The sequence below is a fragment of the Stenotrophomonas muris genome (assembly GCF_052751275.1).
On the sequence record NZ_CP199879.1, the window covers coordinates 3451406 to 3475428 of the forward strand.

26 protein-coding genes, 1 tRNA gene and 1 pseudogene are annotated in these 24023 nt (G+C 66.0%); 8 read left to right on the forward strand and 20 right to left on the reverse strand.

Features of this window, described 5'->3' with window-relative positions; genetic code table 11:
• Nucleotides 1-167: 167 nt before the first annotated feature.
• On the reverse strand, nt 168-1463 hold the full coding sequence (locus tag ACUVWL_RS16090) for a tryptophan--tRNA ligase (RefSeq protein WP_014645631.1): 1296 nt from the start codon (nt 1461-1463) through the stop codon (nt 168-170).
• A gap of 108 nt (nt 1464-1571) precedes the next feature.
• Here ACUVWL_RS16090 and ACUVWL_RS16095 point away from each other — a divergent pair, with 108 nt between their 5' ends.
• Complete coding sequence (locus ACUVWL_RS16095) at nt 1572-2378, forward strand: hypothetical protein (RefSeq protein ID WP_049441838.1); 807 nt, start codon at nt 1572-1574, stop codon at nt 2376-2378.
• 73 nt (nt 2379-2451) lie between these two features.
• Here the strand turns inward: ACUVWL_RS16095 and ACUVWL_RS16100 are convergent, their stop codons facing one another.
• The 3 genes from ACUVWL_RS16100 to rocF all read right to left on the reverse strand — a co-directional run bounded on the left by ACUVWL_RS16100 (nt 2452) and on the right by rocF (nt 4095).
• The gene (locus tag ACUVWL_RS16100) at nt 2452-2673 is read right to left on the reverse strand and encodes a CsbD family protein (RefSeq protein WP_004153772.1); all 222 of its coding nucleotides are present in this window, start codon (nt 2671-2673) and stop codon (nt 2452-2454) included.
• Nucleotides 2674-2876: 203 nt separating this feature from the next.
• The gene (locus ACUVWL_RS16105) at nt 2877-3014 is read right to left on the reverse strand and encodes an entericidin A/B family lipoprotein (RefSeq protein WP_014035659.1); all 138 of its coding nucleotides are present in this window, start codon (nt 3012-3014) and stop codon (nt 2877-2879) included.
• Between the two features lie 160 nt (nt 3015-3174).
• A complete protein-coding gene (rocF, locus tag ACUVWL_RS16110) occupies nt 3175-4095 on the reverse strand; it encodes an arginase (protein ID WP_032956249.1) in 921 nt (306 codons plus the stop codon).
• A 274-nt stretch (nt 4096-4369) separates the two neighbouring features.
• On the opposite strand from rocF, the gene ACUVWL_RS16115 reads away from it, so the two are divergent.
• A complete protein-coding gene (locus tag ACUVWL_RS16115; protein WP_277878410.1) occupies nt 4370-4819 on the forward strand; it encodes a hypothetical protein in 450 nt (149 codons plus the stop codon).
• Between the two features lie 71 nt (nt 4820-4890).
• On the opposite strand, the gene ACUVWL_RS16120 is transcribed toward ACUVWL_RS16115, so the two are convergent.
• Nucleotides 4891-5661, reverse strand: coding sequence for a DUF3011 domain-containing protein (locus tag ACUVWL_RS16120; protein ID WP_445978554.1), 771 nt, complete (start codon nt 5659-5661; stop codon nt 4891-4893).
• Nucleotides 5662-6256: 595 nt separating this feature from the next.
• On the opposite strand from ACUVWL_RS16120, the gene ACUVWL_RS16125 reads away from it, so the two are divergent.
• Entirely contained in the window at nt 6257-6664 is a 408-nt protein-coding gene (locus tag ACUVWL_RS16125) for a hypothetical protein (protein ID WP_445978555.1), read from the forward strand.
• Between the two features lie 79 nt (nt 6665-6743).
• The gene (locus tag ACUVWL_RS16130) at nt 6744-7067 is read left to right on the forward strand and encodes a hypothetical protein (protein WP_445978556.1); all 324 of its coding nucleotides are present in this window, start codon (nt 6744-6746) and stop codon (nt 7065-7067) included.
• 57 nt (nt 7068-7124) lie between these two features.
• Here ACUVWL_RS16130 and ACUVWL_RS16135 read toward each other — a convergent pair whose 3' ends face one another.
• Entirely contained in the window at nt 7125-7427 is a 303-nt protein-coding gene (locus ACUVWL_RS16135; RefSeq protein WP_197557639.1) for an addiction module antidote protein, read from the reverse strand.
• A gap of 575 nt (nt 7428-8002) precedes the next feature.
• On the opposite strand from ACUVWL_RS16135, the gene ACUVWL_RS16140 reads away from it, so the two are divergent.
• Both ACUVWL_RS16140 and ACUVWL_RS16145 read left to right on the forward strand, forming a co-directional pair.
• On the forward strand, nt 8003-8602 hold the full coding sequence (locus tag ACUVWL_RS16140) for a hypothetical protein (RefSeq protein WP_126411620.1): 600 nt from the start codon (nt 8003-8005) through the stop codon (nt 8600-8602).
• A gap of 27 nt (nt 8603-8629) precedes the next feature.
• Nucleotides 8630-9754, forward strand: a complete 1125-nt coding sequence (locus tag ACUVWL_RS16145; protein WP_445978557.1) for an XVIPCD domain-containing protein — start codon at nt 8630-8632, stop codon at nt 9752-9754.
• An 84-nt stretch (nt 9755-9838) separates the two neighbouring features.
• Here ACUVWL_RS16145 and ACUVWL_RS16150 read toward each other — a convergent pair.
• The 4 genes from ACUVWL_RS16150 to birA form a co-directional block, all read right to left on the reverse strand.
• Nucleotides 9839-9914 (reverse strand) — tRNA-Thr (locus ACUVWL_RS16150).
• A 40-nt stretch (nt 9915-9954) separates the two neighbouring features.
• Entirely contained in the window at nt 9955-10809 is an 855-nt protein-coding gene (locus tag ACUVWL_RS16155) for an SPOR domain-containing protein (protein ID WP_445978558.1), read from the reverse strand.
• Between the two features lie 9 nt (nt 10810-10818).
• On the reverse strand, nt 10819-11550 hold the full coding sequence (locus ACUVWL_RS16160) for a type III pantothenate kinase (RefSeq protein ID WP_445978559.1): 732 nt from the start codon (nt 11548-11550) through the stop codon (nt 10819-10821).
• Nucleotides 11547-12515: a bifunctional biotin--[acetyl-CoA-carboxylase] ligase/biotin operon repressor BirA gene (birA, locus tag ACUVWL_RS16165; protein WP_445978560.1), complete on the reverse strand. Its 969-nt coding sequence runs from the start codon at nt 12513-12515 to the stop codon at nt 11547-11549. Before birA ends, ACUVWL_RS16160 begins: the two co-directional genes overlap by 4 nt.
• A gap of 144 nt (nt 12516-12659) precedes the next feature.
• On the opposite strand from birA, the gene ACUVWL_RS16170 reads away from it, so the two are divergent.
• Complete coding sequence (locus ACUVWL_RS16170) at nt 12660-12944, forward strand: hypothetical protein (RefSeq protein WP_046428091.1); 285 nt, start codon at nt 12660-12662, stop codon at nt 12942-12944.
• Nucleotides 12911-13702, forward strand: a complete 792-nt coding sequence (locus tag ACUVWL_RS16175) for a M90 family metallopeptidase (RefSeq protein WP_167692531.1) — start codon at nt 12911-12913, stop codon at nt 13700-13702. The genes ACUVWL_RS16170 and ACUVWL_RS16175 overlap by 34 nt, the downstream gene beginning before the upstream one ends.
• An 85-nt stretch (nt 13703-13787) precedes the next feature.
• On the opposite strand, the gene ACUVWL_RS16180 is transcribed toward ACUVWL_RS16175, so the two are convergent.
• The 10 genes and pseudogenes from ACUVWL_RS16180 to ACUVWL_RS16225 all read right to left on the reverse strand — a co-directional run bounded on the left by ACUVWL_RS16180 (nt 13788) and on the right by ACUVWL_RS16225 (nt 24019).
• Nucleotides 13788-15212: an ATP-binding protein gene (locus ACUVWL_RS16180; RefSeq protein WP_014645620.1), complete on the reverse strand. Its 1425-nt coding sequence runs from the start codon at nt 15210-15212 to the stop codon at nt 13788-13790.
• A 25-nt stretch (nt 15213-15237) separates the two neighbouring features.
• Nucleotides 15238-15921: a response regulator transcription factor gene (locus ACUVWL_RS16185; RefSeq protein ID WP_004136763.1), complete on the reverse strand. Its 684-nt coding sequence runs from the start codon at nt 15919-15921 to the stop codon at nt 15238-15240.
• 73 nt (nt 15922-15994) lie between these two features.
• On the reverse strand, nt 15995-16369 hold the full coding sequence (locus ACUVWL_RS16190; RefSeq protein ID WP_014645619.1) for a hypothetical protein: 375 nt from the start codon (nt 16367-16369) through the stop codon (nt 15995-15997).
• A gap of 213 nt (nt 16370-16582) precedes the next feature.
• Complete coding sequence (dusA, locus tag ACUVWL_RS16195) at nt 16583-17614, reverse strand: tRNA dihydrouridine(20/20a) synthase DusA (RefSeq protein ID WP_168708234.1); 1032 nt, start codon at nt 17612-17614, stop codon at nt 16583-16585.
• A 94-nt stretch (nt 17615-17708) separates the two neighbouring features.
• Entirely contained in the window at nt 17709-20123 is a 2415-nt protein-coding gene (locus ACUVWL_RS16200) for a VgrG-related protein (RefSeq protein ID WP_445978561.1), read from the reverse strand.
• A 25-nt stretch (nt 20124-20148) separates the two neighbouring features.
• On the reverse strand, nt 20149-20742 hold the full coding sequence (locus tag ACUVWL_RS16205) for a lysozyme inhibitor LprI family protein (protein WP_014645616.1): 594 nt from the start codon (nt 20740-20742) through the stop codon (nt 20149-20151).
• 349 nt (nt 20743-21091) lie between these two features.
• Complete coding sequence (locus ACUVWL_RS16210; protein ID WP_445978562.1) at nt 21092-21967, reverse strand: lysozyme inhibitor LprI family protein; 876 nt, start codon at nt 21965-21967, stop codon at nt 21092-21094.
• Between the two features lie 155 nt (nt 21968-22122).
• Nucleotides 22123-22901, reverse strand: a pseudogene (locus ACUVWL_RS16215) (SulP family inorganic anion transporter); the annotation flags it as partial.
• A 129-nt stretch (nt 22902-23030) separates the two neighbouring features.
• Nucleotides 23031-23741 (reverse strand): hypothetical protein, encoded by a 711-nt coding sequence (locus ACUVWL_RS16220; protein ID WP_041862971.1) that lies wholly within the window; start codon nt 23739-23741, stop codon nt 23031-23033.
• The gene (locus ACUVWL_RS16225; RefSeq protein WP_227863853.1) at nt 23741-24019 is read right to left on the reverse strand and encodes a hypothetical protein; all 279 of its coding nucleotides are present in this window, start codon (nt 24017-24019) and stop codon (nt 23741-23743) included. The genes ACUVWL_RS16220 and ACUVWL_RS16225 overlap by 1 nt, the downstream gene beginning before the upstream one ends.
• Nucleotides 24020-24023 lie beyond the last annotated feature (4 nt).

Consider the following 24023-nt stretch of genomic DNA (forward strand, 5'->3'; position numbering starts at 1 on the left):
CATCATGCCATGGGTGCTGTGCCACGGTCGTGCCGGCGGGGGCGTCCCTGTAGAGCCGAGCCCATGCTCGGCTGCGTTGCTACCCAGCCGAGCACGGGCTCGGCTCTACAGGGGCGGAGCAAAGTCGAGCATGGCTCGACTCTACAAAGGGCAGGCAGGCCCGGCGATCAGGCCGCTTCGCGCAGCACGGCCAGCGCGGCCAGCACGGCGTCCACCTCGGCGTCCAGCTTGAACAGCTCGCTCTGCAGCTGGTCGCCCTGCTCGGCCTGCTTGATCACGGCAATCAGCTGGCCGGCATCACGCGGCGAATCGAAGCCTTCGCTCTGGATCAGCAGCGTGCCGTCGCCGGCGGTCAGCTTGAAGTAGAACCGGCCGTCCTTCTCGCGGTACTGCTTGAACTGCGGCGGCGCCACGCGGGCCACGCCGGCATCTTCGCTGGCGATGTTGCCCGCCGTGGACAGGTCGCGCAGGCCCACGGCGTGGCGCAGTTCTTCCAGCAGCGGTGCCGCCAACTGCTCGCGCAGCTGCTGCCCACGGCGCTTGAGCAGCGCTTCGATCTTCTCCGGCTCGGCCATCAGCGCGTTGTAGCGCTCGCGCAGCGGCGACAGTTCACTGTCGATGCGCTCGAACAGCTGCTGCTTGGCGTCGCCCCAGCTGATGCCGGCAGCGAACGCCTTGGCGAACTCTGCGGTCTGTTCCGGCGTGGCGAACGCCTGGTACATCTGGAACAGCGCCGAGCCTTCGGTGTCCTTCGGCTCACCCGGTGCGCGCGAGTCGGTCAGGATCGAGAACACCAGCTTCTTCAGCTCCTCGCGCGGCACGAACAGCGGAATGGTGTTGTGGTAGCTCTTGCTCATCTTGCGGCCATCCAGGCCGGCCAGCGTCGCCACCTGCTCATCGATCACCACGTCCGGCAGCGGGAAGTACTCCTTGCCGTACACGTGGTTGAAGCGCTGGGCGAAATCGCGCGCCATCTCGATGTGCTGGATCTGGTCACGGCCCACCGGCACCTGGTTGGCCTTGAAGATCAGGATGTCGGCGGCCATCAGCACCGGGTACATGAACAGGCCGGCGCTGACGCCTGCGTCCTCGTCCACGCCTTCCTCGCGGTTCTTGTCCACTGCCGCCTTGTAGGCGTGCGCCCGGTTGAGGATGCCCTTGCTGGCGATGGCGGTCAGGAACCACATCAGCTCGGTGGTCTCGCGGATGTCGCTCTGGCGGTAGAACCACACGTGTTCCGGGTCCAGGCCGCAGGCCAGCCAGCTGGCCGCGATCTCCAGGGTCGCGCGCTGGGTGCGCTGCGGGTCCTGCGACTTGATCAGGCTGTGCAGGTCGGCCAGGAAGAAGAAGCTCTCGATCCCCGGCGCGCGGCTGGCGGCGATGGCCGGACGGATGGCGCCAACGTAGTTGCCCAGGTGGGGCGTGCCGGAGGGGGTGATGCCGGTAAGGACTCGGGTCGTCATGACTGCGTGGGGTAACCTTCGATGAACGGGGCCAGTTTACCTTGCACGCCACCAACCCCGTCAGGGCCTGCGGTGCGTTCATTCACCCAACCCCGCTGGAGACGCCCGATGAAACGCCTGCTGCCCCTGCTGCTGATCCTGCCCCTGGCCGGCTTCCGCCCGGCGCCGCCTCCGCCACCGGCCTACGAAGGCGGCCCGGTGCGCATGACCCTGGTCGACCGCGACCGTGGCACCGAACTGCGCAGCTACCCCGCCGAGGGCCAGCGCTGGGTGGTCGGCGAGCGCGGCCACCGCTACGCCGTGCGCCTGTACAACGACAGCCCGCGCCGGGTGCTGGTGGTGCTGTCGGTGGACGGCGTCAACGCCATCTCCGGCGAGGATGCCGATCCCTCGCAGACCGGCTACGTGCTCAACCCCGGCCAGCGCGCCGACATCACCGGCTGGCGCAAGAGCCAGGACGAAGTGGCGCAGTTCGTGTTCAGCAGCCCCAGCGGCAGCTATGCCAGCCGCACCGGCCGCCCGGACAACATCGGCGTTGTGGGCGTGGCGGTGTTCGAAGAGGCACGTCGCTGGCGCCCCGAGCCGATCCTGCGCCGTGGCCTGCCGCTGCCGGCCCCGGCGGCCGAAGCGGCGGCCGATGCCAGTGCCAGTGCCAATGCCAGCCGCATCGAAGGCTACGCCAGCAAGTCGCAGGCCCCAGCGCTGGGTACCGGCCATGGTGCGCGCGAGCAGTCCTCGGTGCGCGATACCGACTTCGAGCGCGCCAGCCGCAGCCCCGCACAGGTATTGCAGCTGCGCTACGACAGCGCCCGCAACCTGCGTGCGCGCGGCATCCTGGTGGATTCGCCCTCGCGCCTGCCGCGCGAACCGCAGGCGTTCCCCAACCGCTACGTGCCGGACCCGCCGGCGCGCTGATCGTCCGGCGCAGACAACACGACGCCCGCAACCTCACGGTGCGGGCGTCGTGTTGTGGGGGAAACCGAAGCGCTTACTTGTAGTCCGGGTAGTCCTTGCTCACCGCGTCCTGGAACTCGCGCACTTCCTTCTCCGCGCGGTCCTTGGCCCAGCCATAACGTTCCTGCAGGCGGCCGGCCAGATACTCGGCATTGCCTTCGGCCACATCGAAGTCGTCGTTGGTCAGATCGCCCCACTTGGCCTGGGCCTTGCCCTTCAGCTGCGACCACTTGCCGGAAATGATGTCTTTGTTCATTGCTGGGAGTCCTTGGTTGCAACGGCGTTCTTACCGTGGCTCCAGCTTCGCGCAGCGGCTGTTGAGTACCGGTCAACCGGCAATGAAATACATGCTCACCTGCTTGAATGGTTCACTCCGCTTCGACGGCCATGCGGCAAACAGCGCGCACAAAAAAGGCCGGGAAGATTCCCGGCCTTTTCGCTTTCCAATCCGCGCCGGGCTCACTTGCCCTTGGCGGCGTCCTCAACTTTTTCACCGGCCTTCTGCACGTCCTTGCCGGCACCGGCAACGGTATTGCAACCGGCCAGCAGGGCCACCGAGAACATCGACAACAGCATCAGGGCAACTACGCGCTTCATGGGCTTCTCCTTGGGTTCGCCGCTACACCGCTTCATTCGCGGATGGGGTTCTGTCGCTCGGCGGGAGGGCACACTGCCACCGCCGCCGCGTGAAGTGCAATCTGGCGGCAGCGGCGTGGAGCGGGTGTGAACGGATCGGCGATCCGTTCAGGCCAGGCCCTCAGTCGCGCATCAGGGTGGACTTGCCGAACAGGCTTTCGACCAGGTCCACGGCCAGTTCGGCGGTGGCATTTTGCTTGTCCAGCAAGGGGTTGAGCTCGACGATGTCCAGCGATCCCATGCGCCCGGTGTCGGCGATCATCTCCATCACCAGCTGCGCCTCGCGGTAGTTCACCCCACCCGGCACCGTAGTGCCCACGCCCGGTGCGATGCTGGGGTCGAGGAAGTCGACGTCGAAGCTGACATGCAGATGGGTGTTCTCATCGATGCCGGCCAGCGCCGCTTCCACCGCGCGCTTCATGCCGTTCTCATCGATGTAGCGCATGTCGTACACATCGACCTTGTGGGTCTTGATCAGGCGCTTCTCCTCCGGGTCCACCGAGCGGATGCCGATCTGGTGCATCTGCGCCGGGGTGATCGCCGGTGCGCTGCCGCCCAGGTGGGTCAGCGCCTCCGGGCCGAGGCCGCACAGGCAGGCCACCGGCATGCCGTGGATGTTGCCCGACGGGGTGACATCGCTGGTGTTGAAATCCGAGTGCGCATCCAGCCACAGCACGCGCAGGGTCTTGCCCTGCTCGCGGCACCAGCGCGCGACGGCGGTGATCGAACCGATCCCCAGGCAGTGGTCGCCGCCGAGCATGATGGGCATGCGGCCGGCCTGCAGCTCGGCGTAGCTGGCTTCCATCAGTGCATGGTTCCACGCCACCACTTCATCCAGATGGCGGTAGCCTTCCACCGGCGCGGTCCACGGGTTGCGCGGGCCATCCAGATTGCCCACGTCACGGACGTCCACACCACGTGCTTCCAGCGCCTCCGGCAGGCCCGCCACGCGCAGCGCCTCCGGCCCCAGCCGTGCACCGCGATGGCCCGCACCGACATCGGTGGGAACGCCAATCAGGGATACGGAGATGGGATGGGCCATGGGTGCCTCCTGCGGTGGGAAAAAAGAAGCACAGTCTAGCCAGAGCTGTGTGACACCACTCGCGGCGGTGCAGCAGGGCAATACCCGGATCGCCGCGAGCACAAAGGCGCCCCCGTCAGGGATTCCAGCGCTGAGCGGTCAGGAACCCGCCCTTCCTTGATCCACTTCACACCCGAGTCGGCATCGCCTCTTACCCACGGCGGTCCTTGTGTCCACCCTGCGTCGGCACCCGGACGGTGCGGCTTCATTTCCCCAACCCTGGAGAACGACGCACATGAAACATGCACTCAATGGATTTGCGGTACTGGCAATTGCCCTGGGCGGACTGTTTCCGGCAGCTGCCAATGCCTCCTCGCAACGCATCACGCATACGGTGACCACCGACGCGTATCCCATGCAGACGGCGAGCGCACGCCAGGTGCTCGACTGGGTGGCGCAGCGGGTAAAGCCGTCGTTCGCCCCGCAGGGCTACGGCAACGTACAGGTGGAACGGCGTGCATTCTCGGTGGGGCGCGGGTCTGCACGCGCGGATGAATCGATTCCCGGCAAGCTGCCGGAGCAGGGCATTCCCGGTGAGATCTACCGGGTGGAGAACCTGCTTCCCGACGGCTCCCTGCAGACGTGGGAATTCACCTGGGTGGAACCCTCGTCCGGCCATGGCGGCGGCTGGGATGTCACCGGGTACACCTACAAGAAGGGCAATGACCCGGTGAATCAGCAATAGCGGGACAGGGGCAATGCGTGCTGCGTTGCCCCGTTCCGGACATACGCCAACGCCGAATGTGCCGTTGCGCGTCAACCGCCGCGGTGGCGAACCGGCGTCAGGCTCTGCACCTGGCCGCTGTTGCGCATCATGCACAGGAAACGGCCATCGGGATAATCGATGATCAGTTCCTGGTAATCGCTGCCCACCGGCATCTGGGTGACCAGTGCGCCCTGAGCGCCCTTGCGCATGTTGCAGGCGCCCAACGCGGTATCGCCTGCCGGCGCCGGGGTGGTCACCGAAGACACGTTGCGGAACACCGCGCGGCATCCACCATTGACCCACACCGAGTGCCGCGACAGGCCCCAGTTCTTGCCTTCCTCGCAGCGGGTGCGGCTGAGCTGGCGCACGATTTCCACATTGCCGCGAGTATTCAGATCGCACGACACCTGCTGCTCGTCAGTGGATTCGCAGGTGACTTCGCGCGGTAGCGCGGCATCGCCACCGGCGGCGTCGTGAGATTGCGCGCCACTTGCGGCAGGCGCGGGTGTGCCGCGAGTACTGACCTGGCAGATGCCATTGGCGCCGCCACGGCCGGTATAGCTGATCTGCGGCGTGCCGTCATCGCTGCGGCTGATCGACAGGGTGACACCACTATTGGCATCGCGTGCTTCGAAGTAGCGGTCGTTGAAGTGCTTGAGCGCAGCCTCGCGGCCCTGCACGTAGACCGGGCCACCTTCGTCGGCGTGCACGTCGATGCCGCCCGGGCAGCTGGCGTTGAAGAACGGTACCGCAGCCATGGCCGGGGCCACGAAAGCGGTGGATACCAGTGCGACGGTGAGCGACAGGGCGTGGCGACGCATGTGCGGATCCCGAGGGGGCCCTGGGTGGGCGTGTGGCGGCAGTATGCGGTGGAGCGCTGCGGCCTGTCCGTGAGGAATATCAAGAACCCGGTGACACGCGCGGGGGATTCAGGTCTGCTAGGGTGCTCTTGGAGCCCTGCCGGGGCGGTTAAGCCAGCTTTACGTCGTGGGCCGCGATGTGCCGTGCGACAGCAATGGCACAGCCGGATGTGTCGTGGGCTGCGGCACCGCACGAACTGTCGTTTTTGGCTTTGCACTGCTCGAAACAGGCCAATCGCGATAATTCATTTTTCCTTTCAGATCGCCCGATGCCATCGAAACAAACGACTGGCAGGCGGGGATTTCGCCTGCGCATGATGAATCGCCACCTGCACAGGTGGTCGGGACTTCCAAGCCCGTGTTGTCAATGATGTATACGCTTGCCAGCCGGCGTCGTCCTTCCAGGTGCGGCGCCGGCTGGCAATCCGTTAGCCGATCGACGGCGGGCGGTGCGTGGGGGCCTCGTGCCCGCCGATTCGTTGACCCGGTCTTGGAAGCCACGCATCGCCCGCCACCCTACCGTGGCGGCACCTCTGTTCCTGACGAGGATGCCTGCATGTCCAGAAGCCACCACCCGTACCTGACCGCCACCCTGGGCGAGGCGGCTCTACGCCTGCCACCTGAACTGGCGCAGCCATTGGAAGCCGCTTTCGCCGCTGCGAACGAAGCGCCTGCGTCCATCAACCTGCCCAGCTGCCTGCAGCGCATCCGCGCCGGTGATGCCGCCGATGGACAGCCGTGGACGGGGCCCGCCAGCACACCCGGCCAGGCGGTGGCCGCCGCACGCCGGGATCGCGCTGCGGTGGGTTTGGTGTCGCTGTTGGAGCTGTACCACGCCGCCGAGCGCGTGCGCGTGGACGGGGAAGAGAAAGACGACATCGGCGACGGCACGCGCGAAGGACTGATGCTGGCCTGCCGGGGGCTGGCGGAGTATGTGGCGTTGCAGGTGCAGGGGGCTCAGTAATGCAGAAAGGTGGGATTCCAACGCACAGCGTCAATGCGTCGCTACCCCGGCTATCGAATCAGGCTAACCCACTCCTGAAATGCGCACACCCTATCCAAACCTGAAACCTGTTTTTGTTGAGCTGCGGCTGGACGAAGTGGATTCGCGCGGCGGCGCTGTTGCCGAGATGATCGCCTCCACCGCGCGCCCCATGGCGCTTTCGATAAGCCCTGAACTTATGTGGTACGGCTTCGTCTTGAATGACTGCGGCATCACCCGGATCACGCCGGGAACGCGGGCACACTGCACGATCTCATTCATCAACCACGACGGTGCGAAAGAGGTATTCCCCTGTGGCACGGTGGCCGCCTTCGGAGACGGATCCTCGACAAAGGGGTTGATCCGCATCATCCGGTTTGATTGAACCTGTTCGCGCCAAACTTTCTGAGATGGCCAAGCTTGAGCGAAATGCCCTGATGCTTTACACAGCTCTGGCGTGCAATCGCACACCAAGTGCCCGGGTCACCTTTAGGATGGTCGAAAAATCGGGGCTGCGCTCGCCGGACAGTGCGCGATACAGGCTCTCCCGCGACAGACCCGCCGCACGTGCGACCTTGCTCATCCCTTGGGCACGGGCGATATCGCCCAGCGCCTTGGCGATGAATGCCGAATCGCCGTCGCTTTCGTCGATGCAGGCGTCGAGATAGGCGGCCATTTCTTCGGGTGTCCGAAGATGTTCGGCCACATCAATTGCTTTGAGTTCGACTTTTTTCTTAGTGGCCATGATGGAACAGCTCCAGTACTTCGGTATTGATTCGTTTCGACTACAGCCGGTTCGACGCTCACAGGGCACGTGCAATCTCCTTGGCCGTCTCTATATCGCGCCGCTGCGAACCTTGTCGCCTCCAACCAGAAGAATCACCCACTGCCTGCCGCGCTGGGTGTAGTACAGGCGGTAGCCCGGCCCTGCATCGATACGCAATCCAGAAACGCCATCCGCCAGATAGCGGTGATCATCGGATGGCCTTCAGCGAGCCGACCGATACGGGCCAGGATGCGAGCGCGTGCGGTTACGTCCTTGAGAGCGTCAATCCATGTCGCGAACTGACGGGTACGCTGGATCTTCATGGAGGACTGTAGCCTACTGGCTACAGTCTTTCAACTATCGGATTGCGCGCATGGAGGTGTGCTCGGCCTTCCGTGTGATGTTCCCTCCCTCACAGCTGACGCCGCGTTTTTCAAACTGGAAAGTGGAACCGGGTGCGTTTTCAGTAGCTCATTTTTCACGGGAACCCGATCCGTGCTCACAAAACGCTGTGCTAGATTCAAGAGCGTGACGTTGGCGCGAGAGACGTTTTCATGAATGCATGGGTCGAGAAACTCGCTTCTTCATCAAAACGTGGAATTCGGCGCTACCTCTGGATAGCAGTGCGTCGTCGCCTCGCGATCGCTGTTCCGGCGCTTGTGCTGGCAGCATGTTCAATCGCCGCGCCGCCACGCCCATCAGATCATCTAAATCAAAAACAGCCCGTCGAATCAGGGAGTGAAACTGGTATGGAGCGGTTCAAGAACGATATCGAGCATTTGACCAAGGTGCGTTTTGATGATGTCGACGCATTGAATGAACAGCTCCACACACACCTGGGAGAACCGAATCGACAAGGCTTGAGGGACGAGCGGACCGCAGAACGCGGCATGCTGGGCGGACTTGAGATCAAGAACATCACGCTGAGAAGTCCTGCCGACGATCCTACGCACGCGACCTTGGTCTTTGAGGTTGCCCCACCGAGCATCGCGCTCGGAGAAATCATCTGGGAGGAATCCGCCATGTATCCACCCCATCCGGATGCGCCTGATTCCCGCCCTTACTGGTCTGCTCAGGTGAACAGTGCCAAGGTAGTGCTCGGGCTCTCCCTTGACCACAAGACGCTGACCTACGTATCGATCAGTCAGCGCTGATCCCTGTCATTGCGAAGGAGCCGCACCATGGAGCGTGCTGAAGAACTTGCACTGTCACAGCCGCAGGAGAGTGGCCGACCAGAGGCCACACGTCGTCCGGCTTCACCTTTGGTTGATCCTTCGCTGGTACCGCTTCTGACCAAATCCCCAACACTTCGAGCGGGTCTTGCACAGGCTGATCACGACAACCTGGGTGTCGAATGGGGGCCAGCCGGTGGCGGCACCTATCTTGTTCCCGGCGTGAAGATCGTCATTGACGAGAACGCCATCGGGCAAGGCTCCAGAATCGCACGTTCTCTTTCTCATGAAATTGGGCATCACCTCTTCACCGAGCAACCAGATCGGGCGTCTAAGCAGTCCTTTGTGAACACCTCGCTGCGAGGAGAAGCAGCTGCCACGCTCAGCAATGTCCAGGTCCAGCGTGAAATCACCGCAGCCGGAGGACCAAACATTGGCGTGTCGGGCACAGGCGATCGCCCCCAGCAGTATGGAGCCATTGCGGCGAAACTCGAGGCAGGGCAGATCAACCGTAACCAAGCACTAAGTCAGATCGCTGACGTGTTCAAGACGGAGGCTCCGTCGGTTGGCCCTCATGCGACGTACGAGCTCTATTATGGCGCGCACTATGACCAGCACATAGCGCCCACGCAACGTCGGCGCAGGCCCGAGCCAGCATTTGACGCCGAGCGCACTACGGTCGAGGAAAGAGTCACCGCCGCCAATGTCAACTTACCCTCAATGCAGCGAACAGCTTTCTCAGTCGCTGAACTCGACGATGCCGATCGTTCGCTCTACATGCAGATAAGAGCGGGAGTGGAACGCCTGGACGCCGAGAGCGGGAAGCAGTGGGATGAGTCAAGCCAACGCATGTCCGCGAGTTTGCTGGTGCTCGCGAAGGAGCAAGGGCTTTCAAGAGTTGACCACGTTGTATTGAACAACCCGACAGAGTCCCTTGCACGTGGCGAGAGAGTATTCCTTGTCGAGGGAGCGATGGACGATCCTGCCCAACGCCGTGGAACCATGAATACGATGGACGCGCTTCGCGCGCCTGAAGCAGAGTCCCTTCATCGCGCTGATTCGTTGGCGGCAAATCTTGAACAGCAGCCAGCGCAGCTGGTCCATGCGCAGGACGGACCATCATTCTCAAGGTAAGACTGCCGAGGCACCGGGTGTGCTGCCTTTCGAGCCACTGGGCCAGTACCTGGCGCAGCGCAAAGAAGCGCTGACTCATGGAGATGGTGCCGCTTATCCGAATCGAACGGATGACCTACTGTTTACAAGACAGTTGCTCTACCAACTGAGCTAAAGCGGCATGGGTGGTGCACCGGCGGCAGCGCCGCGGTCCGGGGATTCTAGCGCAACCGCGTGCAGTCCAGCGACCGGCTCTGTGCCGCCCCGCTGCGCTGCTGGGCCTGGGCCGGCTGCGTGCCCGCCGCCAGCTGCCCTTCCAGCCACCATTGGCCGGCGTCGCCGCTGGCCACCAGGCGCGGCTGGAAGCCGGCGGCCTGCACCGCTGCCATGCGACGCTCGGCGCCTTCGCGGTTGCGGTACTGGCCCAGCGCCACGGCGTTGGCCTCCTCGCCCTGGCTGATGATGTAGTAGTCGCTCAGGCCGGCGGCGACGATGCGTTTCACGGTGGCCTGCGCTTCATCACGGTTGGCGGCGGCCGGCAGCATCACCCGGTAACGGGCGCTGCCGCTGGCAGCGGGCTGTTCGCGCAGGCGCACCTGGCTGAGCAGCGTGCCGGCCTTGCCTTGCGCACCGGTCGCGGCAGCGCGGTCGGCGAACGGGCCCAGCGCGACGCAGCGCGGCGGCTCGGCGGCCGCGGGCGGGGTTACGGGCTTTTCCAGTGCCGGAACGGGTGCAGGCGGTGTTGCCGGCTTGGCGGCGGCAGCAACCGGCGTAGCGTCAGCCGTCTGCGGCTTGGGAATTTCCGGCTTGGCCAGCACGGCCGGCGCGGGTGCGGGCGTCGCAGCCACTGCGGTCTTCGCGGCCGGTTCGCGCTCCATCAGCGGTGCGGTCGGGGCGGCGGCGGTGGCCTCGGCTGCGGCATTGGCATCCGCGCCACCGGGCACCCAGCGCAGCTCGGCGACGCCAGCCGGTTGCGGTGCAGGCGCAGGCGGCTGCGGTGCATCGCGCAGCAGCCACCAGCAGGCGACGCCAAGATTGAGAACGGCCAGTACGACGATCAGGGCACGGGTCAGCATGCGCGGATACTAGCCTGCGGGCTGGTGCACCGCCCAGCGGGCGAGGCCATCCAGCACCAGCGACGGGTGGTAGTCGGCGCCAGGCAGCAGCGGCATCAGCGCCGGTGCGCCGCCGCCGTGCACCAGCAGCGAGGGCGCTACGCCCAGCAGCGCGTGCGCCTGCTGCGCACTGCGTTCAATCAGCGCCACCGCAGCGCCATCGCAACCGGAGGCCAGCGCATCGGCGGTGTCGTTGGCGAACTCGCTGTAGTCGCCGCCGGCAGCCGGCAGCTGCACGGCGCGGGCGTGCAGCGCTTCGCGCATGGTCGTGGGCGACGCGGAAATGCGGCCACCATGGTGCTGGCCGTCGGCGTCGAGCAGGTCAAGCGTCAGCGCGGTGCCCACGCCGACCACCAGCACCGGGCGCTGTGCCTTTGCGGCAGCCAGCAGGGCCAGGAAGCGGTCGACGCCGAACTTTTCCGGCTTGGCGTAGGCAATGCGCACACCGGCGCATTCGGCGCTGGTGCGCACCACGTGCACGTTTTCGAAGCGGCGTTGCAGCTGGTCCAGCATGGCGCTGGTCAGCGAGGGTGCGGCCACGCTGGCCACGAACGCGGTGGTACCGCTGGGCAGGCTGTGCGGCGGCTGCCCGGCCATGCCTTCGGCGCCATGCGCCCAGGCCTGCACGTCACCGGCACGGTCACCCTGCAACGGCGCGAACTTGAAGCGCGAGTTGCCAAGGTCGAACAACCAATCGCTCATGCTGCCCTCACGCTGACTTCGCCGGCGTGCAGCAGGCGCTCCTGGCCATCGATGCGCACGCGCAATGCGCCGTCATCGGCCAGGCCAAGCGCGGTACCATGCTGCCACTGCCCGTCCAGTTCCACGCGTACTTCGCGGCCGGCCAGCATGTCGAAGGCGGCGTAGCGCGACAGGAACGGAGCGAGGCCTTCGCGATCGAATTCCTCCAGCGCCGGCAGCAGGCGCGCCAGCACGGCGGCAACGACCACGTTGCGGTCCACCGGCTTGCCGGCCAGGGTGTCCAGGTCCACCCACGGCTGGCTGATCTGCTCGGCGAACGACGGCGGCATGTGCGTGTTGATGCCGATGCCGATCACCGCGCGCGCCGGGCCGGCGTATTCGCCACCGCCTTCTGCGAGCAGGCCGACCAGCTTGCGCTTGCCATCGACGATCAGGTCGTTCGGCCACTTCAGCTGTGCCTGGGCATAGCCCAGGTCGTGCAGCGCTTCAGCCACGGCGATGCCGGCCACCAGGCTCAGCCCGGCCAGGCGGCCGAGGCCACCGGAGTACAAGCGCAGCACCGACAGGTAGATATGCGCGGCCAGCGGCGAGGCCCAGGTGCGGCCACGACGGCCACGGCCACCGGTCTGGCGTTCGGCCAGCAGCACGCTGACCCCGCGCTGGGGCGCGCTGCACCGCAGCAATTCAGCGTTGGTGGAGTCCACCGTCCAGGCCACCTGCAGGTCGTGCAGCAGCGGCAGAACCCCGGCCGGCAGGCCAGCACGGATCGCCGCCGGGTCCAGCAGGTCAACCGGGCGGGTCAGGCCATAGCCCTCGCCGGCACGGCCCTCGACATCCACACCGGCGGCCCTAAGCCCTTGAATACGCTTCCAAATAGCCGCACGGGTCTGGCCCAGCTCACGGGCCAGGGCGTCGCCGGACAGGCGACCGGCAGCGAGTTTGGCCAGCAATTGGCGATCGTCCACGGCAGCTTCCACGAAGTCAGGCAGGAATTATGCGGGAAAGCCGCCAGCGACGCCCGCCACGCTGGGTTCCGCGGGGGCTTCCAACGGGGCGCCGGGTTCGGGCTAGAATCGGGAACTCACCCTCCCTTAACGTGGATGTCGTCAATGCGCCGTTATGCCCATTGCCTGATCCTGCTGATGATGCCCTTCGCGGCGTCTGCGACGGCAGCGCTGGACGACAGCCGCGGCGCCTGCGTGTCCTCCAACGGTGATGCCGCCTCGCAGCGCGCGCCGACCGCGACTGCCTCGGCTGCGACCACCAAGCCGACACCGGTACGCCCTGCGGCCAGCAGTGCCACCAGCACCGGGGGCGGCGGCAGCGACGATGACGTGCTGCAGCGCATCCGTGCGCCGAAGTGGCACAGCTACCTGCCGGGAATGTTCCGCTGATCAAGTCGTTGCTGCAGTGGCTGCGGCCTACGCCGCGGCCGATCGACGATGCACTGTGGGAACACGCCTGCCGCCGCGCGGCCTGGCTGGACGGACTGGACGACGAACGCCGCGCGCGCCTGCGCGTACTGGCCACGCGCTTCCTGCACGAGAAGACCATCACCCCGATCGGTGAGCTGCAGCTGCAGGCCGGTGACGGCGTGCTGCTGGCCGCGCTGTGCTGCCTGCCGCTGCTGGCGTTCGGTGAGGTGGGGCTGGAGGGCTGGTCGCAGCTGATCGTCTACCCCGATGCCTTCCGCGTGCACCGCAGCCACATGGATGCGGCTGGCGTGCTGCACGAGTGGGATGACGAGCTGATCGGCGAGTCGTGGGACAGCGGTCCGTTGATCCTGTCCTGGGCCGATGTGCAGGCCGACCTGGCGGCGCCGCACGAGGGCTACTGCGTGGCGGTGCACGAGATGGTGCACAAGCTGGATGCGCTCGATGGTGCGATGGACGGTACGCCGCCGCTGCCGCGCGAATGGCAGCGCGAGTGGGCGGGCACGTTCCAGCGCGCCTACGACGCGTTCTGTGCGCAGGTGGACGCAGGCGAAGAGACGCTGATCGATCCGTATGCGGCCGAGGCGCCGGAAGAGTTCTTCGCGGTGGCCAGCGAGTACCACTTCTCGGCACCGGATCTGCTGCAGCAGGCGTTGCCGGAGGTGGCGGCGCAGCTGCGACGGTTCTACGGCGAGCCGCCCAGGATCGCAATGCGGTAGTGCCGGCCGCTGGCCGGCAACCCCATGATCTTCGATGGCATTGCTTGGTTGCCGGCCCGCGGCCAGCACTACCGATCAACGAGGCTTACGGCCCTGGCGGCAGGCGCACTTCGAAGCGGGCGCCGCCCAGTTCGGCCGAACGGCCCACGGTCAGTTCGCCGCGGTAATCCTTGATCAGGTCCTGCACGATCGACAGGCCGATGCCGTGGCCCTGCACGCGCTCGTCGCCACGCACGCCACGCTGCAGCACCTTGCCGATGTCGTCCGGGGCAATGCCCGGGCCGTCGTCATCCACCGCCAGCAGCAGGCCGGCGCGGCGCGCGTTCGGGGCCGGCAGCGGCTGCGCGGTCAGCAGCACGCGGCGGTTGGCCCACTTGAAGGCGTTCTCCAGCAGGTTGCCGAGCAGTTCCTGCAGGTCGCCCGGTTCGCCGTGGAAGCGTGCGGCCGGATCGATATCGAATTCGCACAGCACGCCCTTGGAAGCGTAGACCTTTTCCAGGCCACGCACGATTTCCTCGGCATTGGACTCGATCGGCAGCGGCGCGGAGAACAGCTTGTGGCCCGACGAGGCCGCGCGTGCCAGCTGGTACGAAACCAGGTTGTTCATGCGCTGCAGCTGCACGTCCAGTTCCTCGCGCAGCGCGCCGTCGCCGGCACCGCTGTCCATCTGCGTGCGCAACACCGCAATCGGCGTTTTCAGGCTGTGCGCCAGGTCGGCCAGGGTGTTGCGCTGGCGCTCGAGGTTCTCGCGCTCGCTTTCGATGAAGGCGTTGATGCTGTCGGTCAGCGGTTCCAGCTCGCGCGGGTGGCGCTCGCTCATGCGCTCGGTCTCGCCGCGCTGCACCTTGGTCAACTCGGTGATCACCCGGCGCAACGGGCGCAGGCTCCACTGCAGGATGACGGTCTGCAGCAGCAGCAGGATCAGGCCGATGCCGCCCAGGTAGAACCAGACGCGGCCACGGAACACGCGCAGCTGGGCACCCAGCGCGCGCGAGTCTTCCATCACATAGATGGTGTACGGGAATTCGGTGGCAGGATCGGCGTCGGCGCCCCACACCAGGCCGAGGCCGTAGCGGTACACCGAGCCTTGGCTGCCGTCGATCTGGATCATCGGCAGCGGGCCTTCGAACACCTCCTGGCGCGGTGCCAGCAGGCCGCCGCCGACGGTGGGCAGCATCGGGCCTTCAGCGGACATCGAATTGCCCTTGCCGTGCGGCATCACTACCTGCAGGTACAGGCCACTGCCGGGCACGTCGAAGCGGGAATCCGGCGGCTGCTCGCGGATGTACAGCGAGCGGTCGCGGGTGAAGTCGATGCCGGCCGCGTAGGAAGTGGCGTAGTTCTTCAGGCGCTCACGCAGGTTCGCCTTCGCCGTGTCGGCGAAGGCGGCGTCGAGCGCGTAACCGGCCAGGGCCAGGAACGCCACCAGGCCCACGGACGCGGCGAGCATCTGGCGCGCCTGCAGTGAGCGCGGCCGCCAGCGTCGGAAGAACCACAGACGGCCGGACATCGTGTTATCGCCAGGGTGAGCCGGCTCAGCCCTCGTTGCGCGGGATCGCGAAACGGTAGCCGCGACCGCGCACGGTCTCGATCGGCTTCAGTTCGCCATCCGGGTCCAGCTTCTTGCGCAGGCGGCCGATGAACACTTCCAGCACGTTCGAGTCGCGGTCGAAGTCCTGCTGGTAGATGTGCTCGGTGAGGTCGGCCTTGGAGACCAGTTCACCGGCATGCATCATCAGGTACTCCAGCACCTTGTACTCGTAGCTGGTCAGGTCGACATTGCTGCCGGCCACGCTGACGGTCTGGGCGGCGAGGTCCAATGCGACCGGGCCGCATTCCAGGGTCGGCTTGCTCCAGCCGGCGGCGCGGCGCAGCAACGCGTTGACGCGGGCCAGCAGCTCTTCGACGTGGAACGGCTTGACCAGGTAATCGTCGGCACCCTGCTTCAGGCCCTCGACCTTGTCCTGCCAGCTCGAACGCGCGGTCAGGATCAGCACCGGGAACTTCTTGCCTTCATCACGCAGGGCCTTGATCAGCTCCATGCCCGACATCTTGGGCAGGCCGAGGTCGATGATGCCGACATCGAACGGAACTTCGCGCCCCATGTAGAGGCCTTCCTCGCCGTCCTGCGCAGCATCGACGGCAAAGCCTTCGCGCTTGAGCCGGGCTGCCAGGGTCTCACGCAGCGGGGCTTCGTCTTCGACCAGAAGGATACGCATGAACTCTCCCTAGTGTCCTGGGTGTGGCCCGGAGGCCTGTGGGGTACGGGTTGATAGCGACAACTATCCCTGTTCAGGGGTTATCGCCGCGTAGTGATGACATATCCGACCGCGGCGTGCGCGGCTGTGAACGCGACGGGGCGGGGTCGTCCATGTAGCGGACCCGGCCCCGGTCGTCCATGTACTTCACCCGGTTGATATCACGACCATCGAACGGCACGCGCTCGGCACCGAGGATGTGACCACCCGTGGTGCGCTGCACGCGGCGCACGGCATCGGACAGCGAACGCTCGTCGCCGCGGTTGCCGCGCTCGCCCCGCTCCATCATCTCCGCACGCCCCTGCTCACCCCGCGGCGGCTGCTGTGCCAGCGCCGACGACAGCGGCACGGCCGACAGGACCACGCAGGTGGCCAGGGCAATGCGGCGATGGAAGGGAGCGGAAGACATCGATGCGATCCTAGCCGAGCACGGCGATTCGTTCAAAAGTCGTAAATCCGGATGCCGGGTTCGGGGCCCGGCGCTTTACAAATCCTTTGCAAATTCTTGGTTTGGGGCAGTGAATCCGGTCTGAACTTTTCCGGCCGCGACCCCGCGATGTTCAGCTAGGTGAACATTCGGAACGAATCGCCGCGCCTTGTCAAGTCAGGAATGTGACAGCGGTCACGCTGCGGCGCGATCAGCGTCGCGTTCGGTCGCGGCAAGCGCCTGCTCGACCAGGCTCCAATCGGCGCCCGGGCGGTGTGCGCCCTCGCTCAGCACCTGGCGGAATGCGCGGCCACCGGGCTGGCCATGGAACAGGCCGAGCAGGTGGCGGGTGATGTGCTTCAGCGCCAGGCCTTCGCCCAGGCGCGCTTCCACGTAGGGGCGCAGCGCGCGCAGCAGGTCGCCGCGGGCCTGCAGCGGGGCGCCGGTCTGCAGCGCCTCCAGCTGATGCAGCAGGTAGGGATCGTGGTAGGCCGCGCGGCCCAGCATCACGCCATCGACGTGCGCGGCCTGCGCCTGCACCACCTCGACGCTGGCCAGGCCGCCGTTGAGCACCACCGGCAGCGCCGGGCGCTCCTGCTTCAGGCGGTAGGCCCAGTCGTACTTCAGCGGCGGAACCTCGCGGTTCTCCTTCGGCGACAGGCCCTTCAGCCACGCGTTGCGCGCGTGCACCACCACCATCGCGGCACCTGCGGCGACCTGGCGGTCGACGAAGGCGGCGAACACGTCGTAGTCGTTGTCCTCGTCCACGCCCAGGCGGCACTTCACCGTCACCGGGATCTCGACGGCATCGACCATCGCCGCCACGCACTCGGCCACGAGCATCGGCTCGCGCATCAGGCAGGCGCCGAAGCGCCCGGCCTGCACGCGGTCGGACGGGCAGCCGCAGTTGAGGTTGACCTCGTCGTAGCCCCAGTCGGCAGCGATGCGCGCAGCCTGCGCCAGCAGCGCGGGATCGCTGCCCCCCAGCTGCAGCGCCAGCGGCTGTTCGCTGCGGTCGAAGCCGAGCAGGCGCTCGCGATCGCCGTGGATGACCGCGTTGGCGTGCACCATTTCCGTGTACAGGCGCACACCCGGTGCCAGCACGCGATGGAACACGCGGCAATGGCGATCGGTCCAGTCCATCATGGGGGCAACGGACAGGCGCAGGGAATCGGCGTAACGGGCGGTGGCGGACGGCATCGGGGTGTTGATCGCGAAGACTGGCATTGCCAGTGAGATCAATAGTTTACACCGGACGGCTGAATGGCGGCGGGTGGCTCCGGGGCTGGCCGCTCGACCGGCCCCGGGGACACCGCGTGGCTTACAACCCGCGGTTGCGAACGTGTTCCTGCTGCTGTTCCTGCGCACGCTGGTTGAACTGACTGTCCAGCGCTTCGCTCTGCCGGCTGCTGGCCTCGACCGAGTGCGACACCGCCTGCTGGCGGTCGACAAAGGTCCGCTGCGCTGCCGGGTCACCCAGCTCGCCCTGCACCGCGAACAGGCCGGTGCCGTCCGGGCGGGCCACGACATGGTCGATCTGGCGCATGCCGGACACCTTGCTTTCGTAGGCCAGCTGGCCAGCCGCTCGTTCGGCTTCCTGCGGGTTGGCGAACAGCGGCTTCAGGCCGGCCTGGGCGCGCTGCTGTTCGAGCGCCTGCAGCTTCTCCAAAGCCTGGCCGAAGCGCGCGTTGTCGGCATGCCCGGCGTCGCGCATGCTGGCCGGCGCTGCAGGTTCGGCCTGGGCCGGTGCCGCCGGCGCGATACCGGCCTTCACCGCGTTGGGGGCATCGACCTGCGCCAGGGTCCTGCGGCCGGCCTTGCCATCGTCGTCCAGGCCATTGTTGGCCTGGAACTGCTTGACCGCTGCAAAGGTGTCCTTGCCATACACGCCATCGGCGTGCAGCGGCTTGCCGTCGGCCCCGGCGTAGCCCAGCGCCGCCAGCTTGCCCTGCAGGGCCTTGACCTCATCGCCGCGCTCGCCCTGCTTCAGCACGCCATCGGCCATCGGCGCCTGCTGTGCACTGCGTGCGGCCTGCGCGGCCTCAGGGCCCTGCGCGTGGACCTTGCCGCCCAGGGTGATGCGGTCGTTGAGCATGTCACCCAGGAACCTGCGGTACTGATCGGGCTCGAGCTCGATATGCGCGTGCACGGCACCCGGGGTACCGGCATCGGACTGGCGGATCAACGGCGCACCGTACTCGACGAAATCACCGGTCTTGTAAGGGGTGGTTCCACGCGCACCGTGCAGCACCTGCCCGACCAGTTCGCGCTGCGGATGCCCGGCCGGATGGCTCCAGATGCTGATCGAATTCCACTTGTCATTGTTGACCTGGACATACCCGGCGACCGGATTGGGAATCATCACCTCCCGATCGCCGCGCGCATTGCTCAGGATCAGATCCTTGTGCACCAGCGGGATGCCGTTGCGATCACCGCGGGTCCGTACCGTTTCCAGTTCGCCCTCGACCATGGCCGACGGGCGGTCAGCCTTGGCGGCATTGCCGGTGCGCACGGCCTCGGCATTGGTGTTGGGGTGATGGATCTTCAGTTCGCGATAGGCATCCTCGCCACTGGTGCCATGGCGCAGTGTGCGGTTGCTGCTGCCGTTGCCAAAGGGTTCGACCACGACGATGCGCTGGCCACCGGGCGCGGCGGCGGCATCGGCTTCCCGCGCAGTCGCGGGTGCGGGTGCCGCAGCAGGAGTGACCGGTGCAGGCGTGGCCGGTGCCACAGGCTGCGCCGGCGTGTGCTCGCGTACCGCCGTATCCAGGGCCTGCAGGGTCTGCCGGCCGGCCTTGCCATCGACGGTCAGCCCATGCGCCTGCTGGAACTCGCGCACTGCATGCTCGGTATTGGCACCGTAGTGGCTATCGGCTGTCAGCGGTTGCCCGTTGCGACCGCTATGGCCGGCCTGGATCAGCTTGGCCTGCAGGGCCTGGACCTCGGTACCACGCTCGCCGGGTGCCAGCACGCCGTCGGCCATCGCCGATGCCGCCGCACGCTGGCCGCGCTGGCCGCGCTGGCCGGGCTCAGGTTCACCGAACACCTGCTGGTAATCCTTGCCCCGGTAAGCCTCGGGGTTGTGGTTGACCTGGTCGTAGCGCGCCAGCCCGACCAGTGCGGTCTTCTCGGTGAGCGCACGATCACGCAGCGAATCCCACAGGGTGGGCGAGCTCTGGAAGTGCACCTGCACATTGGCGTGCTTGTAGTCCTGCACCGCGCGGACGATCTGCTCGTCACTCAGCTCAGTCAGCTTGAAGTCTTCGCCATAGGCCTGCTGCAGGCCCTTCTGGAACACCGACCGGGTCATGCCGCGGTACTGCACCGAGGTGCTCCACAGCGCATCCTGCACGGCCGCACCACGGCCGGAGAGATCGATGCCCACATCCTTCAGGCGGCCCATCTGCACGTCGTAGTACTTGTGCTGGATGAAGTCGTGCTGGTCCCTGGCAAACCCTGCCGGATCGGCGGCCGCCACTTCCTTCCAGCGTTCGGTGAAGGCCGGGGTTCCTGCCTGCAGGCCGTTGAAGCGGTTGCCATAGCGCGAGGCGGCGACGTACTCATCCACGCCGCCAACGTTGGTGGCGTACTGGTAACTGCCATACGACACGCCGCCATGGTCGCCCCTGCCGGTGGAAACGTGGCCGGGGCCGCGACCTCCGGTTTCGAAATGCGCCGACGTCTGGCCGCGATGCCAGTTGTCCATTGCCTGCTTTGCCTGGGTCACAACATCCATTTTCCTGCACTCCTTTGCGGGGGAATTACTTCGAGGTCAGTGCCTGCAGCACGTCGGCACGGTTGGCGGTGCGATTGATCCGGCAGGACTGCGCGTCCAGCATCTGCCCCTGCCCGTCTTCGGCAGGGTTCCAGCTGCAGTAGCGATTGGTATCGGACATGTAGGCGGCCTGCTCGTCCATCAGCCTATCCTTGTCCTTGCCATCGGGACCGTCGACGATCTTCATGAAGGCCTGCTCGAGTCGCTGCTCCTGCCAGGCAAGCTCCTCATCGCCACACGCCTGCAGTGCGGGGGTCTCGCCGCCGCTGGAGTTCACGCACGTGGCGTACTGCGGCCGCAGCGTGGCTTTGTTGTAGGAATCATCCGGGCGCTGCGGCGGCATGTCCTGATCATCGGCATCGGCCGCTGTCGTGGCAGGTGCGGCGCGTGCAGGCTCTGCAGTGGCGGGCGGCGATGCGGTGGCGGGCGCGGCGGCCGCGGGGGCAACCGCCGTATCCGCCTCCGGGCTCTTGGCCTGGCATGCTGCCAGGCTGAGGCCCAGGGCCAGCGCAAGCGCGATGGCCCCGGCCCTGCCGAACGTTTCGCGGGGGGCCGCTGGAAGGTGGTTTGTTCCCTGCATTGCTTGCATCTCCTTGGCATCCAGGCACGTGGCCCGTCAACGCGGGGCCGTCCATCGGCCCCATCGGGAATTGCATGCTACGCCAGCGTGGATTTCAGATGCCTGACTGGATTCAGAATGTGTGCACCTTGTCCCAACTGCAATCTGCACGGCGCAACGTCCTCGCGATCGCGTTCGCGAATTCGTATGTTGAGGTCGCTCACATGATGCCCAATGCTCACGAATCTCAACGAAACTGCCGTTTCAAGGACATCTTGAAGGCTTGACCGCAGTCAATTCCGCTGCCCTGCCAGCAGACGGGCTTTCGGATCGGCGTCGAGGCCCCCTGCAATGCCGCCATCGAGGCTCATCATCGCGCCAACACGCCCTTCTGCAGTTCCACCGCACGGTTGGCGTAACGATTGATGAGGCACGACTGTGCATCCAACGCCGGGCCCACGCTGTCAGTGGCCTGGCTGCAGTGTTTGTCCGTGTCTGCAGCCCAGTTGGCCTGCTCGTCCATCCAGCGGTCCTTGCCCGGGCCGTTGGGGCCGTCCATCAGTCGCGCGACCTGTGCTTCCAGCAGCGCCTTGTGATGGGCGAGCTCGGCCGTATCGCAGGCTTCCAACTGGTCGTCCATGCCGCGGGCGTCCTGCACGCAACGGGTGTATTCCGGACGCAGCGCTGCCTGGGTATACGAGGTATCCGGCGGCGCGCTCTGCGCCAGCAGCTGGTCGGCACGGTTGGCAACACGGTACAGGCGGCATTCCTGCGCGCCCTGCAGCTGCTGCACGCTGCTGTTGGGGACATCGCGGCAATAACGGTCTGTATCGCTGCGCCAGCTCGCCTGGGTGGCCTGGAATGCCGTCCGGGCAGCGCCGTCGAGTCCGGCCAGCGCCTTGCTGGCCGCCGCTTCGAGACGCCCTTCCTGGTAGGCGAGTTCGTCCTTGCCGCAGGCCTGGAGCTTGCCTGCATCTTCCACCCCATCCACACACCAGCCATAGGCTGGGCGCAGGCGACCGTCGGTATAGGACGCATCCGGGTAGTGGAGGGAATCTGCCGATGCCGGGCCGGAAGGGGCTGTCGGCGATGCCGCAGCAATCGACGCGGGGGCCGCCGTTTCGGTCGATGCCTGGGAAGAAGGCGCCTGGCATGCGGTGAGCGCCAGGCACAGGGCCAGCACCTTCCAATACCCATGGCCGACGCCGACCCGTTCGCTGCGCCCAAGCGCGCCCAATGCCTGCATTGCCAGTTTCTCCCTTGCGTGTCGCCAGCGGGTGCCGGCAAGGAGGGGCCGTCCATCGGCCCCATCACGCGGGCAATGCTACGACGGCGCCGGTTTCAGGTGCCTGACTGGATTCAGAATGCGTGCACGTCGTCTCAGACGCGGACGCTGGAACCTCAATGCCCGCCTCCGCGCCCGCCTACCTGTTCGATCAACGTCTGGCTGGCCGCATTCAGGCCCACCACCGTCACCCCCGCCCCATGCGCGGCCAGCTTTTCCTGCGCGCGTTCCAGCGCGGCCACCGCCGTCAGATCCCACAGATGGGCATCACGCAGGTCGATCTGCACCTTCGGCGCCACATGCTGGTAGTCGAACGCGGCGCCCAGCTGGCCGGCGGACGCGAAGAACACCTGCCCGCGTACGCGGTAGACCTGCGTGTCTGCGACATCCTCGCGCTGCACATCCAGCATGCGGCCAACCTTGCGCGCGAAGAACAGCGCCGACAACAGCACGCCACTGAGCACGCCCTTGGCCAGGTCGTGGGTGGCCACGGTGACCACCACGGTCAGCAGCATCACGGCCGAGGAACTGCGCGGATGCGTGCGCAGGTCGCGCAGCGAGCGCCAGCTGAAGGTGCCGATGCTGACCATGATCATCACCGCCACCAGAGCGGCCATCGGGATCTGCCGCACCAGGTCGCTGCCGTACACCACCAGCACCAGCAGCAGCACGCCGGCCACCAGGCAGGACAGGCGGCCACGGCCACCGGACGTCACGTTGATGACCGACTGGCCGATCATCGCGCAGCCGGCCATGCCGCCGAGGAAACCGGTGACCGTATTCGCCACGCCCTGGCCGACGCATTCGCGGTTGCGCTCGCTGGCGTCTCGGTGATGTCCTCGACGATCTGCAGGGTCATCATCGATCCGAGCAGGCCGACCATCCTGAGCCGGGCGGGCCGGCTGCCGATGTGCGGCAAGGGTCAGGGTGGCGTGATCACTGCAGTGCGTCGTCGAGGAGCGTAGGAGGGGCGCAGTCTAGGCCCAGGCGGCTCAAATGGCCGCCTGCACGGGCCTGATTCAGGCTAGTAGGTGTGTGCGGCAATCAGGAAGTTCGGCAACTGTCCCGTGAAACTCTGGTAGGACGCGCCGCTCAACGAACGTTGACGGTTCTCTCTACGCCTGCAGTAGTTCAATCGCACCTGCGAAGCATTTGGAGTATTGATGTACGGCTGATAGCGCATGTTGCCGCGAATGGTCGGGCCACTTCCGTAGTAGGCGTAGATGTCATGGCACAGTCCAATGTCGGACATCAGATAGGCGAGATTCTCACCAGGACCGTTGAACAGTGGCCCTTGCCTCACATTGTCGGTGGACATCTCGGTAAAGCCTGGAACACTTCCACCCGATTTATCGACCAAACCAGCGATGCGCAGTGGACGGTTTGACATATCCCACTGGATGGATCCGTCGGCGTTGTAGACCTGCATGCCTGTACTTCCACTGTTGACCGCCCGCCCCCATGCCCACCACTCGAAGCTGGTGGTCCCTTGCCCCATGCTCCAGTAAAAGCCATTCAGCGCTGACATCACCTGTGCGGATCCGCCATTGCAGCGGATGAACACCAGGTACGGCACGCTCTGTGCGGGAAGGCTTACAAACCCGCTCGCGCCATAGGCGGACGTATTGCTTGCAATGGACTGCGTGCCCTTGGCTATCGAGAAGAAGACGAAGGAATGTGCGTTCACAAGAACCGGAACGCCGCTGTCATTGGTGACTTCAAGACCAACAGACATCAGAAGACTCCGTAGTAGATGGAAGCAGTCGGGTTGGCAATCGGCGAGAACGTGAACTGCATCCGCAATGTATTGCCGCCGTCGACAAACGACATGTACCCCAGCGCAGGCGCGGAAAACTGATTGCCATTCTGGTCCTGCCAACTGTCGGAGCCAGGGCTGGGCAGGATGGCAAATGGCTCACCCAGGCCGGCCAGGCCCACGCTGCTGGACGAGCTTCCAACGACCGAGAGAGTGCCCATGATCTTGCCGGCACGATCATTGGTGTCGAACCACATCTGC